The sequence below is a fragment of the Devosia sp. SD17-2 genome (assembly GCF_029201565.1).
GTDB lineage: Bacteria > Pseudomonadota > Alphaproteobacteria > Rhizobiales > Devosiaceae > Devosia.
Window position 1 is genome coordinate 4,027,345 of the sequence record NZ_CP104002.1, and the last position, 13,362, is coordinate 4,040,706.

At 63.1% G+C, this 13,362-nt stretch carries 12 protein-coding genes; 2 read left to right on the forward strand and 10 right to left on the reverse strand.

What is annotated here, in order from left to right; genetic code table 11:
- Positions 1-46: 46 nt before the first annotated feature.
- From NYQ88_RS19710 to NYQ88_RS19730, 5 genes are all read right to left on the reverse strand, one after another.
- The gene (locus tag NYQ88_RS19710; RefSeq protein ID WP_275652762.1) at positions 47-349 is read right to left on the reverse strand and encodes an HPr family phosphocarrier protein; all 303 of its coding nucleotides are present in this window, start codon (positions 347-349) and stop codon (positions 47-49) included.
- Positions 350-754, reverse strand: coding sequence for a PTS sugar transporter subunit IIA (locus NYQ88_RS19715; protein WP_275652763.1), 405 nt, complete (start codon positions 752-754; stop codon positions 350-352).
- 145 nt (positions 755-899) lie between these two features.
- A complete protein-coding gene (locus NYQ88_RS19720) occupies positions 900-1,367 on the reverse strand; it encodes an aldolase (RefSeq protein ID WP_275652764.1) in 468 nt (155 codons plus the stop codon).
- Positions 1,368-1,376: 9 nt separating this feature from the next.
- On the reverse strand, positions 1,377-3,161 hold the full coding sequence (locus tag NYQ88_RS19725; RefSeq protein WP_275652765.1) for a sensor histidine kinase: 1,785 nt from the start codon (positions 3,159-3,161) through the stop codon (positions 1,377-1,379).
- Between the two features lie 8 nt (positions 3,162-3,169).
- Positions 3,170-3,886: a response regulator transcription factor gene (locus NYQ88_RS19730; RefSeq protein ID WP_275652766.1), complete on the reverse strand. Its 717-nt coding sequence runs from the start codon at positions 3,884-3,886 to the stop codon at positions 3,170-3,172.
- 238 nt (positions 3,887-4,124) lie between these two features.
- Here NYQ88_RS19730 and pckA point away from each other — a divergent pair, with 238 nt between their 5' ends.
- Positions 4,125-5,720, forward strand: coding sequence for a phosphoenolpyruvate carboxykinase (ATP) (pckA, locus tag NYQ88_RS19735; protein ID WP_275652767.1), 1,596 nt, complete (start codon positions 4,125-4,127; stop codon positions 5,718-5,720).
- Positions 5,721-5,930: 210 nt separating this feature from the next.
- Here pckA and NYQ88_RS19740 read toward each other — a convergent pair whose 3' ends face one another.
- The gene (locus tag NYQ88_RS19740; RefSeq protein WP_275652768.1) at positions 5,931-6,833 is read right to left on the reverse strand and encodes a cell wall hydrolase; all 903 of its coding nucleotides are present in this window, start codon (positions 6,831-6,833) and stop codon (positions 5,931-5,933) included.
- Positions 6,834-7,108: 275 nt separating this feature from the next.
- Positions 7,109-7,771 carry an HAD family phosphatase gene (locus NYQ88_RS19745; RefSeq protein ID WP_275652769.1) on the reverse strand — a complete coding sequence of 221 codons (663 nt, stop codon included), beginning with the start codon at positions 7,769-7,771 and terminating at the stop codon, positions 7,109-7,111.
- A 123-nt stretch (positions 7,772-7,894) separates the two neighbouring features.
- Here NYQ88_RS19745 and NYQ88_RS19750 point away from each other — a divergent pair, with 123 nt between their 5' ends.
- Positions 7,895-9,304 (forward strand): YdiU family protein, encoded by a 1,410-nt coding sequence (locus tag NYQ88_RS19750; protein ID WP_275652770.1) that lies wholly within the window; start codon positions 7,895-7,897, stop codon positions 9,302-9,304.
- Here the strand turns inward: NYQ88_RS19750 and NYQ88_RS19755 are convergent.
- The 3 genes from NYQ88_RS19755 to NYQ88_RS19765 all read right to left on the reverse strand — a co-directional run bounded on the left by NYQ88_RS19755 (position 9,301) and on the right by NYQ88_RS19765 (position 13,330).
- Complete coding sequence (locus NYQ88_RS19755; protein WP_275652771.1) at positions 9,301-10,461, reverse strand: iron-containing alcohol dehydrogenase; 1,161 nt, start codon at positions 10,459-10,461, stop codon at positions 9,301-9,303. The two genes, NYQ88_RS19750 and NYQ88_RS19755, sit on opposite strands and share 4 nt — an antisense overlap.
- 116 nt (positions 10,462-10,577) lie before the next feature.
- Entirely contained in the window at positions 10,578-11,960 is a 1,383-nt protein-coding gene (locus tag NYQ88_RS19760) for an aldehyde dehydrogenase family protein (RefSeq protein WP_275652772.1), read from the reverse strand.
- A gap of 14 nt (positions 11,961-11,974) precedes the next feature.
- Entirely contained in the window at positions 11,975-13,330 is a 1,356-nt protein-coding gene (locus tag NYQ88_RS19765; protein ID WP_275652773.1) for a glutamine synthetase family protein, read from the reverse strand.
- Positions 13,331-13,362 lie beyond the last annotated feature (32 nt).

Below are 13,362 nucleotides of genomic sequence, written 5' to 3' on the forward strand. Positions count from 1 at the left end.
TCGGCACGACAGCGAAGGCTTTGTTCGCTTGAAGGCACCCAATGGGTCAGGCCGGGGCGCCGTCGCTGTCTTCGTCAAAGCCGTTGTTGACGAGCAGCACGATGGCTTCGAGCGCTTCGCGCGCCTGCTTGCCGGTCGCCTGGACGAGGATGGTCGAGCCGGGACCGGCGCCGAGCATCATCAGGCCCATGATCGAATTGCCGGCCACCGATTGTCCGTCCTTGACGACATTGATCGTGGCGTCAAAGCACTCAGCCGTCCGCACGAAGCGCGCCGAGGCGCGGGCATGCAGTCCCTTGCGATTGACGATGGTCAATTGCTGGGCGAGGGCACGGCCTGCAGCATCCATTTATGAGGCTCCGCCGAGGATGGAATTGGCAACGGTGATATATTTCCGGCCCGCTTCCTGGGCCAGGTTCACCGCTTCGGCCATGGCCATCTCTCCGCGCACGCGGCCAAGCTTGACCAGCATGGGCAGATTGACCCCGGCGATCACTTCCACCTTGCGGTTGTTCATCACCGATATGGCCAGATTGGACGGCGTGCCGCCAAACATGTCGGTGAGAATGATGACACCGTCGCCATTCTCGGCGCGGTCGATGGCCTTGATGATGTCTTCGCGCCGTTCTTCGGCGTTGTCATCCGGGCCGATGGCGATGGTTTCGCAATAGTCTTGCGGGCCGACAACATGCTCCAGCGCCAGCTTGAATTCATCAGCCAGCGCCCCATGCGTCACCAGAACCAATCCGATCATGCATTCTCCCCAAACTGCCGTAGCGGCATAGGTGGCGTTCCGCCACGGCGTCCCGGACTAATACGCCCGGCCGAGGCACGGATCAATCGCAGGCGAGCCCGCAACAGTTTTGTCCCCCAAGCCCCCTGTTGCAAGCGATAATTTGTCATGGCTGTGCAGGAGAGGCGCTTGCGCGCACCGCTTCCATGACCAGCAGCTCCTGGTGGCGCAGTCCGATCCGTTCGGCATGCGGCACCGGGGCCCGCGGAACGTCGTGTCCCAGTATATGGGTGGTGAAAGCCTCTTCTTCCAGCATGCGCTCATAGGCCGGCACCAGGTCGATAACGAGGTTCAGGCGGGCTGAGGGACAGCTCGGCCGGTGGACGATGCCTCGGCCCCGCAGTTCGATGAGGCCGGTCAACAGAGGCGGCGCGTTCATCACAACGCCGTCAGCGTCGACGGTCAGATCGACCCGGTCGTCTGAAATGAGAAGCGCCTCGAGCCCCCGCATCTGCCAGGTTTCGATCAGCGACAGGGTAAGAAGCGATTTTCCCGCGCCCGATGGCCCCCGCAACAGCAGGCCCAATCCATCCAGCACCAGCCCCGTCCCATGCACATGGTGTGGTTTTGTCATGGCGTCAGACTATTTGCGGGCGCGCGGCAGGACAATGGTGAAGACGGCGCCGGAGCGATCGGGGCGGTTCTGTGCCTTGATCGTGCCCTTGTGCGCCTCGACGATCTGCCGGGAAATGGAAAGCCCCAGCCCCGAGTGATTGCCAAAACTCTCGGTTTCCGGGCGATCGGTATAGAAGCGCTGGAAGATGCGGCTGACATCGGTGATGCCAGGCCCCTCATCGCTCACCGAAACAATGATGGTGTCTGCCTCGGTGGCAACGGAAACAGTGACAGTGCCACCGGTCGGCGAGAACGAGACGGCATTGTCGATGAGATTGGCAAAAACCTGCGCCAGCCGGCTTTCATGGCCGTTGATCGTGGTGGAGCCACGACCGGCGCGCTTGCCCATCACCACGTTGACCGAGCGATTGGACGCGATGTCCTTCTGGATCGAGACCATGGCCTCGGCCAGCTTTTCGACATCCACCTTTTCAGCGCCCTCGCGGGCCAGTTCGGCATCGAGCCGGCTGGCGCTCGAGATATCGGTGATCAGCCGGTCGAGGCGCTTGATATCGTGCTGGATGATGGCGTTGAGGCGTTCTTTGTCTTCCGGCTTTTTCGCCAGCGGCAGGGTTTCGACGGCAGAGCGCAGCGAGGTCAGCGGGTTCTTGAGCTCATGGGCGACGTCGGCGGCAAAGCGCTCGATGGCCTCGATGCGGTTATACAGCGCGTCGGTCATGCGCCGCAGCGCGCCCGACAGGTGCCCGATTTCGTCGGGGCGATCGGTAAAATCGGGAATTTCGGCACGCGCATTGCCAGCCGTCTGCACCCGCTCGGCGGCCGCGGAAAGGCGACGCATTGGCCCGGCGATAGTGCCGGCCAGGAGGAAGGAGAGGCCGATCTGCACCACGGTGGCGATCAGGGCGATGCGCAGGATGCTCCAACGCTCCTGGGCCACCACGCTGTCGATATCGCCCGGCGCGGTTGAGAGCAGGATTGCGCCGACAATGGCGCGCATGCGCTGCACCGGCACGGCCACGGAAACAACGAGCTGGTTGCGCTCGTCGACGCGGACGAAATCGGCCGGCGCCCCCTGCAGGGCAGATGCCACCTCGGGATAGCGCGTGCCTTCGTCGGCGCCATATTCCTGATATTTCGAGAAATTATCGCCCGGCGCCCAGGAGATGATGGCGTTGAACCAGTCGACGAGGAAGAAGCTCTGCTGCTTGGACGTGTCGATGGTCTGCCGGATCACCTCGCCGCGCGCATAAATGTTCTCGCTGTCGAGAATAAGCAGCCCGCCCTGGTCGTAGATGCGGGCGCGGGTGCGGGTCGGGGTGATGAGGTTGCGCAGGAGCGGCGCGATGCGCTCCGGATTGATCGGGAATTCGAGCGAGGGGTCGAAATAGGAGAGCGGCGAGAAATTGCCCGCCTGCAATTCCAGAAGCCGGTCGGGATTGACCGAGATGACGTCGCTATCCACCGTGGCCGAGGCGGCGATGGCGGCAGCGATGATTTCGCCCTGCACGCGAAGCGACTGGACGCGCGCATCAATCAGGCCGGCCCGCCACTGGTTGAGATAGAGAATGCCCACCACCAGCACCAGCAGCCCGGCGAGGTTGAGCACCACGATGCGCCGGGTCAAATTGGAGAAGATGGTGAAGTCGAGGAAGCGCCTGATGCCATGGGCCAGCTTGGCCAAGGGCATCAGGGCCAGCCGCCAGCCCCCGCGCCGACGGGGCGCAGCCTCGCGCTCCCCCTTCGGCGACGAGCCGGCGGGAGGAGCCTCAACTTCTGGGTCTATCGTGGCCAATTGGCTTCCTACTGCTCCTTGAAGCGGTAGCCGACACCATAGAGCGTTTCGATCATTTCGAAATCATCATCCACGGCCTTGAACTTCTTGCGCAGCCGCTTGATGTGGCTGTCGATGGTGCGGTCATCGACATAGACCTGGTCGTCATAGGCGGCATCCATCAGCGCATTGCGCGACTTCACCACGCCCGGACGCAGGGCGAGCGCCTGCAGGATCAGGAATTCGGTGACCGTAAGGGTGACGCGCTGGCCCTTCCAGGTGCAGGTGTGGCGCTCTTCATCGAGCACCAGCGAGCCGCGTTCGATCAGCGCCTTGCTCGGCGCCTGCTCGGTGTTGGTGCCCGGGGCACTCGACGGATCGCGCGGTGCGGAGCGGCGCAGGATGGCCTTGACGCGCTCGACCAGCAGGCGCTGGCTGAAGGGCTTGGTGATGAAATCGTCAGCGCCCATCTTGAGCCCGAAGAGTTCGTCGATTTCCTCATCCTTGGAGGTGAGGAAGATCACCGGGACATCCGATTTCTGGCGCAGGCGGCGCAGCAGCTCCATGCCGTCCATGCGCGGCATCTTGATGTCGAGAATGGCCAGGTCGGGACGGTCAGTGGTCAGACCTTCAAGACCCGAAGCGCCGTCAGTATAGGTGGCCACCTGATATCCTTCGGCCTCCAGCGTCAGGGACACGGAAGTCAGGATGTTGCGGTCGTCATCTACCAGAGCGATTTTGGGCATATTCTGCCTTTCTTCTCGAGACGCTTGCATTCGGGATGACCCTTTTTGGTCCTCTCCGACGTTGCAAGCGACAATTACGCGTTAAATAAGGCGCGGCCAAGTCTGCTGCCAGTGGCGACAGCAATCCGAGCCACGTGCAACTTCCGTCTTAAGACCCTTTTCGGGATGGTCCTCGACCACCCATCGTCTCTAGTTTGCGCGCAACACCGCACTTGCGGCATCGAGTGGAGACGGAAAGATGAGTGTGTTCGATCATGGGGTCCTGCGAAACGACATCGTCGGCGCAGCCGTGTCGCTGAGCGACAACGCGATTGCCCCGGATCTAGTTGCGGAGGCATTGCGACAGGGTGTGGGCCGTCTGACTGCAGACGGCGCATTTGTCGTTGAGACCGGCGCATTTACCGGCCGCTCGCCCAAGGACAAGTTCATCGTGCGCGATGACCTGACCGAGAATACGGTCTGGTGGGACAATTCGGGCGGCCTCTCGCCCGAGCATTTCTCGATCCTGCTCGATGACGTGCGCGCGCATCTGTCGGGCCAGGCCATCTACCGCCAGGACCTGCTGGCCGGTGCAGATCCCGCGCACCAGTATGACGTGACGGTTCTCACCCCGAGCGCCTGGCACGCCCTCTTCATCCGCAACCTCCTGATCCGTCGTGGCGAAGACATCCTCGCCGGTGACGACGCCATGGCCGTGACCATCGTCCATGCGCCGCACTTCAAGGCCGACCCGGCCCGCCACGGCTGCCGCACCGACACCGTGATCGCGCTCGACATGAGCCGCAATGTCGTCGTCATCGCCGGCACGCTCTATGCCGGTGAGATCAAGAAAAGCGTCTTCTCGCTGTTCAACTTCCACGCGCCGCGCCAGGGCGTCCTGCCGATGCACTGCTCGGCCAACCTTGGCCCCGATGGGGAAGCTGCCCTGTTCTTCGGCCTCTCGGGCACTGGCAAGACCACGCTCAGCAATGATCCGAACCGCCCGCTGATCGGCGACGACGAGCACGGCTGGAGCGCGGATGGCGTGTTCAACCTCGAAGGCGGGTGCTACGCCAAGACCGTCAAGCTCAGCGCTACCGCCGAGCCGGAAATCTATGCGGCAACCAAGCGTTTCGGCACCGTGCTGGAAAACGTCATCGTCGATGCAGAAACCGGCGTTCCGGATTTCGACGATGTGTCGCTGACCGAAAACACCCGTGCCGCCTACCCGCTGCATGTGCTGCCGTCCATTGCCAAGGGCAGTGTTGGCGGAACGCCCAAGACCGTGGTCTTCCTCACCGCAGACGCTTTCGGCGTCCTGCCCCCGCTCGCGCGTCTGACGCCGGAACAGGCCGTCTACCACTTCCTCTCGGGCTACACCGCCAAGGTGGCCGGGACCGAGCGTGGCGTCACCGAGCCGCAGGCAACCTTCTCGGCCTGCTTCGGCGCGCCGTTCATGCCGCTGCACCCGACCGTCTATGGCGAGATGCTGGCTGAGCGCCTGCGCACCAGCGGCGCCCAAGCCTATCTGCTGAACACCGGCTGGACCGGTGGCGGCTATGGCGTTGGCAAGCGCATCGACATCGCATCAACCCGCCGTCTGCTGACCGCCGCCCTCGAAGGCGCCCTCGACAGCGCCGACATGCGCGTTGACGGCCTCTTCGGCTTTGACGTTCCCGTGGCCGTGCCCGGCGTCGACAGCAAGCTGCTCGATCCGCGCCAGACCTGGGCCGATGGCGAGGCCTATGACGCGCAGGCCGCAAAGCTTGCCCAGCTGTTCCGCGAGAACTTCAAGAAGTTCGGCACTGAAGCCGATGCCGAGCCCGGCCCGCAGATGGCCAAGGCCGCTGAATAAGCGACCGTCTCCCACACTGATTACTGAGAAGGGCGCCATCGGCGCCCTTTTTCATGTCCGGGTCCCTGGCACTGAAGGCGTGTGTCGGGCGACTGATCAGCCGACACGCCAAAACGCGGCGCCAAGGGGCGCCGACCGCGTTTCAGATCTGCAGTGAGGGGAAGGTCACCCCGACAGCATGGCGCCCTCTCTGGAGAGCGCTACAGGCGATCAGTTTGGGGAGTAGAAGATGTGCGAGCCGACCTGGGCAACACGGCTATAGGTGTTCGACCAGGAGGGGCTGACAGCCGTGGTGTGGTAAAACAGCGCCGAGCCGGGCAGTGCACCAACCTCGTCGCCCGTGGCGTATTCGGCATAGATCTCGGCGGCCAGAGCCTTGGAGCGCGACCAGGCGGCGCGTTCACGCGGGGTATCATCGCGACCATCGCAGGCAAAGGTAAACTGGCAGCGATAGCGGCCCTTGTCGGCGTTCTGATAGATGACGCCGCACAGCGAGGACGGGTAACGATCCGAGCGGGCGCGATTGACGATCACATTGGCGACGGCCAGCTGGCCGGCAGCGCTTTCACCGCGCGCTTCGTGATAGATCGCCTGGGCGAGGCATTCGCGCTCGGTATTGGCGACCTTGACGCGCTTTTCCGTCGGCAGATAACCGCTGTCGACATAGGCGGCGAGAATATCGGGGGTCACCGTCGGCTCGGGCCGTGCGATCGGCGCCATGAAGCTGTCGATGGCGGAAAGAGCGGTGTTACCGCCGCTGAGCGAACCGCGGGCGATATAGCCCATCAGCATTTCGGCATTCAGCGGGGAATTCGGGCCATCGAGGGTCACCTCGACCGCGCGCAGCTCCTGCTGGCGCTTGACGTAATTGGCAAGAAGCGCCTCGGTCAGCGGCTGCTGGCCGGGTGCCAGTGGCATTGCGGTCGCGCCAAGCGCGGGCTGCTGGCGCAGCTCAGCGACAGCTTCCGGAACCGAGACCGGGATGACGACGTTGGATTCGTTAGCCTTGACTGCCAGGGGCGACGCAATGACGCCAGCGACCAACACTGTCGCTGCGAACGCTGCTGCCTGCGCTGAAATTCGCAGGATTTTCTTCCGCCAGTCTGCAGTCAATGCCCCGTCCTTGCCCCTGAGCCTGTCCAGTCCTACCGGCAGGCCTTCTGGTGGACCCCTGGGGGTCCGTCTTGCTGGAAGGCACACTAGCCAAGCCAGACAAGAGATGGAAGCCAAAATTTACGGCTGGTTAACCATAGCCCTTAGCTTCTTAAAACAGGGTTAATGTGCCGACGCGCAAAAGAAAACCCATAAAATTCATGGGTTTGCTTTGTGCTGAATCGGCACTTTCGGAGAAAGATAAAAGTTTAGGGAGTGCTTTAAGCGTTCAAATCTTAACGCGGGAAGGCCGCTTTGTGCACGTGCACCAGACTGTCCATGATGGTGATGCCAAGCGAGCGGATCTCATCGGAAGGCGCAACGAGATCGGGCACCATGATGGTTTGCATGCCAGCCGCATGGGCAGCATGAACGCCGGCAAAACTATCCTCGAGGGCGAGGCAATGTTCCGGCTTCATCGACAGCCGGCCCGCCGCCATCAGATAGGGCTCGGGGTGCGGCTTGGGATTGGTGACGTCGTCACGGGTCACGATCGTTTCGAAGAGATCGAGCAGGCCCGCGGCGCCAAGATGATGCTGGGCATGGGGATTACGCGAAGATGTGGCAACCGCCGTCGGGATATTATTGGCGTGCAGGGCCGAGATGAATTCGCGCACGCCCGGCTTCAGCGGCACGCCGGCATGGCTGCGCTCGCGCATCACCACGCGGCATTTTTCGTCGAACAGCGAATAGGGAAAGCTGACCCCATAGGCCTCGATCAGCAATTGGCTGGTGCGCTCGTGGCTCGATCCGACCATGCCGCTGTGCACGAGATCGGTCATTTCAAACCCGAGATCGGTGCAGACCTCGAAAACGATGGTCTTGAACATCGCCTCGGTATCGAGCAGCGTGCCGTCCATGTCGAAAATGGCGGCCTGGAAGGGAGCAATCTGTGTCATTGGAGTGCATATAGGCCGATTTGGTGACATTCGCCAGACGCCCGGGCGCAAGGCCGCCTTGCAACGCAGGACCGCATTACACTTGCGATGGAGCCCCAGTCGGGCGAAAGGCATTAGGCAATCATGACCCAGTTCCTTCCCGCCCGCTCCCACGCCGATCTCGGCCGCGACTTCTTCGATCCCGTCGCCCCCGCCGATTTTCCCAAAACCATTTTGCGGCATCGCGACCAGCGCTGGTCCGAACGGCTCGGCCTGGGCGATCTCGGCGACGATCAATGGCTTGCCCATTTCGGCCGCTTCGATCCCCTGCCCGGTTCGCTGCCCGAGCCACTGGCGCTGCGCTATCATGGCCACCAGTTCCGCTCCTATAATCCCGATCTCGGCGACGGACGCGGCTTCCTGTTTGGCCAGTGTATCGACCCGGTGGATGGGCGACTTCTGGATTTCGGCACCAAGGGCTCAGGCAAGACGCCCTGGTCGCGCGGCGGCGATGGGCGGCTGACCCTCAAGGGCGGGGTGCGAGAAGTGCTGGCCACCGAAATGCTCGAGGCGCTGGGCGTCTACACCTCCAAGAGCTTTTCGCTGGTCGAAACCGGCGAGCAGCTCTGGCGCGGCGATGAACCCTCGCCCACCCGCTCTGCCGTTCTCACCCGGCTCAGCCACAGCCACATTCGGATCGGCACGTTCCAGCGTCTCGCCTATCTCGAGGACACGGCCAATATGCAAAAGCTGCTCGATTACGCGATCGCGCACTATTACCCGAATCTCGGCGACGCCGAAGATCGTCCCGCCGCATTCCTCGAGGCCGTGGTCGGCAATGTTGCCCGGCTTGGCGCGCAGTGGACAGCCGCAGGGTTCGTGCATGGCGTGCTCAACACCGACAATATCAACATCACCGGCGAGAGCTTTGACTACGGGCCGTGGCGCTTCCTGCCGCAGTACGACCCCGAGTTCACCGCCGCCTATTTCGACGAAACCCGCCTCTATAGCTTTGGGCGTCAGCCCGACACGCTGGCCTGGAACCTCACCCGGCTCGCCGAATGTCTCGTGCCGATCTCCAGCATCGAAAAGCTCGAGCCCGCGCTCAACTCTGTCTGGCCGAGTTTTCGCGATGAATTGCCCCGGCAGATCCTGCGGCGGCTTGGGCTGGTTCCGCGCGGTACCGAGGAGGATGGGGCCTTCGTCACGACGCTCTTCGGCTTTCTCTCGGCCAGCAAGGCGCCCTACGAGCAGTTCTACTTTGACTGGCGCGGCGGTGTGCAGAGCGCCGAACGCGCCGCCGAAAGTCCCTCGGCGGACTTTTATGCCAGCGAGGCATTCAGGCAGGTGGCGGACGGGCTGGAAGCCTATGCGCCCACCCCGGACTGCAATCTCACCCACTCCTATTTCGCCCGCAAAACCCCACGCACCATGCTGATCGAGGAGGTGGAAGCTATCTGGGCGCCAATCGCCGAAACCGACGACTGGAGCCTCTTCCACCAGACGCTTGCCGAAATCGCCGAGATGCGCGCAGCCTATGGGATGACGGTCTAGCGGCTAGACCTTCCCGTCAGCGCCCGGTCGAAGATCTCCAGCGCCCGATCACGCGTCAGCTCGATCGGATTGCCGCCCGCCGTGGGGTCGACCACGGCCATGTCGGCAATCTGCTCGCGCCTGTCCCCGTTGACGCCGAAATCTTTCAGCGTATGCGGCACGCCCAGTCTCAGTCGGAGCCCGACCAGCGCATGCAGGAACGCATCGAAATTGGGCGCGAGGCCGAGATAGGCAGCGAGCCGCGCGAGCCTGCCTTCCACCGCCGATTTATTGGAGATCAGCACATAGGGCATGAACACCGCATTGGTCATGCCGTGGTGCGTGTCATAGAGCGCGCCGACCGGATGGCTCAGCGCATGAATGCCCCCGAGCCCCTTCTGGAACGCCGTTGCGCCCATCGCCGCCGCACTCATCATGTGTCCCCGCGCCACGATATCATTGGGGTTGGCGACGACCTTGGGCAGGTTTTCGAACACAAGCCTTATGCCCTCCACCGCGATACCATCGGCCATCGGGTGATAGCCGGGCGCGCAATAGGCTTCGAGACAATGGGCCAGCGCGTCCATGCCCGTCCCCACGGTGATAAACGGGGGCATGCCGATGGTCAGTTCGGGATCGGCGATGACGATCTTCGGCATCATCAGGGGGTGAAAGATCACCTTCTTGGTCTGGCTGCGCTCGTCGGTGATCACCCCGGCCCTGCCCACTTCCGAGCCGGTCCCGGCCGTTGTCGGCACGGCTATGGTGGGCAGGATCCCCGCCGGATCGGCACGGGTCCACCAGTCGCCGACATCCTCAAAATCCCACATCGGCCGGGTCTGCCCGGCCATGAAGGCAATCACCTTGCCGGTATCGAGCCCTGAGCCCCCGCCAAAGGCGATGACCCCGTCATGCCCGCCGGCCCGCAGCACCTCGATGCCCGCCTCGACATTGGCCGCGACCGGATTGGGTTTGACTTCGGAAAAGAGGCCGACGTCGATCCCCCGCTCCTTGAGCATGCCGAGCACGGAGAGGGTCACCGGCAGGGTCGCCAGCCCGGCATCGGTGACGAGGAGTGGCTTTTTTATGCCCACGGCGGCCAGCGCCTCGGGGAGTTCGGCAATGCGCCCGGCGCCAAAGCGCATGGCGGTCGGATAATTCCAATTGGCATTGGTCATAATAGCCTCCTCACCCTCACTATCTTCACCGTCCTTGCCGGGCGCGCCCGGCAATCCAACCCGCTCTGCATGGACCACCGGGCCCGCCCGGCAGCAACGATGACACGGAAAACGCCTTACACCCGCCGCAGATGAAAACTCTTGGGCTGGGTCAGATTGTGGTAGCCAATCTCGCTCAGCGCCCCGCCTTTGCCGGTGTCCTTCACACCAGTCCAAACGAGGGCGGGGTCGAGATAGTCGCATCGATTGGCAAAAACCGTCCCGGTTTCGACATGGGCGCCAATCCTTCCGGCTGCGTCGAGATCCGCCGTCCAGATCGAGGCCGTCAATCCATAGGGGCTGTCGTTCATCAGCCCGATCGCCTCCTCGTCGTCGGCCACCTTCATGATCCCGACCACCGGCCCGAAACTCTCCTCGCGCATGAGACTCATCTGGTGGTTCACGCCTGTCAGGACTTCGGGGGCCAGCCAGGGCGAGCCGGGCTTGTCGCGTTCATGGGCCCAGTTGAGATGACGCCCCGCTCCGCTGCGCACGGCTTCCTCGGTCTGGCGCCGCACATGGTCGGCAAAGCTGGCGCGCGCCATCGGCCCGATCACAGTCGCCGGATCGAGCGGATGCCCCAGCGTCCAGCTGCGCGCCTGCCCAACGAAGCGGTCGACAAAGCCGTCATAGGCATCGGCATGGACATAGATGCGCTCCACCCCGCAGCAGGATTGCCCGGAGTTGAAAAAGCTCCCGTCGACGAGGTTTTCAGCAGCAAAGTCGAGATCGGCATCGGCCCGCACATAGGCTGGATCCTTGCCGCCGAGCTCCAGCCCCAGCGAGGCAAATGTGCCGGCCGCCGCCCGCTTGATCCGCCGCCCGCCTTCGACCGATCCGGTGAAGCTGATGTGGTCGACCAGCCCCGAGCCCACCAGTTTTTCGGTGTCGGCATGGCTCAGCACCAGGTTCTGGAACACCCCCTCCGGCAGGCCGGCCATCCGTGCCGCCTCGGCAAAACGCTCACCCGCCAGCAGCGTCTGGCTGGCATGTTTGAGCAGCACCACATTGCCCGCCGCCAGCGCGGGAATGATGGAATTGACCGCCGTGAGAAACGGATAATTCCACGGCGCGATCACGAGCACCACGCCCAGCGGCTCGCGGGTGATATAGCGCACGAACCCGTCTTTTTCCGGCCGCATCAGCGGCGCGAGACTCTCCCCGGCAATGGCCAGCATATGCCGACTGCGTTCCTCGACGCCGCGCCTTTCGCCGCCATAGCGGACGGGCCGCCCCATCTGCGAGGCCAGTTCGGGCACGATGGCGTCGTTCATCGCCAAGAGCGCATCGACCATTTTGCCCACCAGCGCCACCCGCTCGCCGAGCGGCACCATGCGCCAGTCGCGCTGTGCCGCCTTCGCGCGGCTCATCGCCCGATCAATGGCGTCCCCGTCGAGCGTCTGCCGTTCGGCGAAAAGTTTTCCGTCCACTGGAGAGATGATCTGCACTGTCTCGGTCATGTTCGCCTCCCCTCCTAGCTGCGCTCAAACCCGCGCTGGCGCTCCCAGTCGGTTACCCGCCGGTCATATTCAAACTGCTCCCACTCGCCGGTGTGCACATAGTGCCCGACCACATCCGCCCCGAAGGCTTCCTCCAGCATTTTCGAGCCCTTCAGACCGGCAATTGCGTCGCGCAGGGTCTTGTGCACCTCGCGCAGCTCCCCTTGGGCATAGGCATCGCCGGAAAAGCCGGGTTCGAGGTCAAGCTTGTCCTCGATGCCCTTGATCCCCGCCGCCAGAAGCGCGGCAAAGGCGAGATAGGGATTCAGATCCGCCCCGCCGATCCGGCACTCGACACGGATCCCCTTGGTGTTTTCCCCACACAGCCGAAAGCCCGCCGTCCGATTGTCCCGGCTCCAGATCGCCTTGGTGGGCGCAAAGGTGCCGACCTGAAAGCGCTTGTAGGAATTGATATAGGGCGCGAGGAAATAGGTGATGTCGCCGGCATAGGTCAGCAGCCCGGCCATGAAGTGCTTCATCAGGTCCGACATGCCCAATTCATCGCCCTCATCGACAAACTGGTTCTGCCCCTCCCGCGCCAGCGACATGTGGATATGCGCCGATGATCCGGCCAGCTCATAGGCCCATTTGGCCATGAAGGTGACGGCCTTGCCTTGGGCGTAGGCGATCTCCTTGGTGGCGTTCTTGATCACCACATGCCGGTCCGCCATGGTCAGCGCCTCGGCATAGCGGACATTGATCTCCTCCTGCCCCGGCCCCCATTCGCCCTTGGAATTTTCGACCGGAATGCCGGAGGCGTGGAGCTCGTTGCGCAGCGCCCGCATCACCCCTTCTTCCTTGGTGGTCTGGAAGATGTGGTAATCCTCGATGTAGTAGCCAGCGGCCTTGAGGTCGCGATATCCCTTCTCATGGGCAGTGCGGAAACTGTCCTCGAAGAGATAAAATTCGAGTTCGCTGGCAAAATTGGCCGAAAGCCCCATGGCCTCGAGCCGCGCCAATTGGCGCTTGAGCACATTGCGCGGGGCGTGCGGTACAGGCTCATGGTGATGGTCGAGCGCATCGGCGATCACCAGCGCCGTGCCCTCGAGCCAGGTGCATTTCATCAGCGTGGAGAGATCGGGCTTGATGACGAAATCACCATAGCCCTTCTTCCAATTGGCCGCCGCATAGCCGGGCACCGGTTCCATGTCGATATCGTCGGCGAGCAGGTAATCGCAGCCATGGGTTTCATCCATGGCGGTCTCGAGAAAGAAGGCGGCGAGGAAGCGCTTGCCGATCAGCCGCCCCTGCATGTCGGGAAAGGCCACGAGCACGGTATCGATCCGGCCGGCCGCAACATCTTTCCGAAGCTCTTCAAGCGCATACACCAATCGGGTCTCCTCCCCCTTGTGTCCGTCGCCCG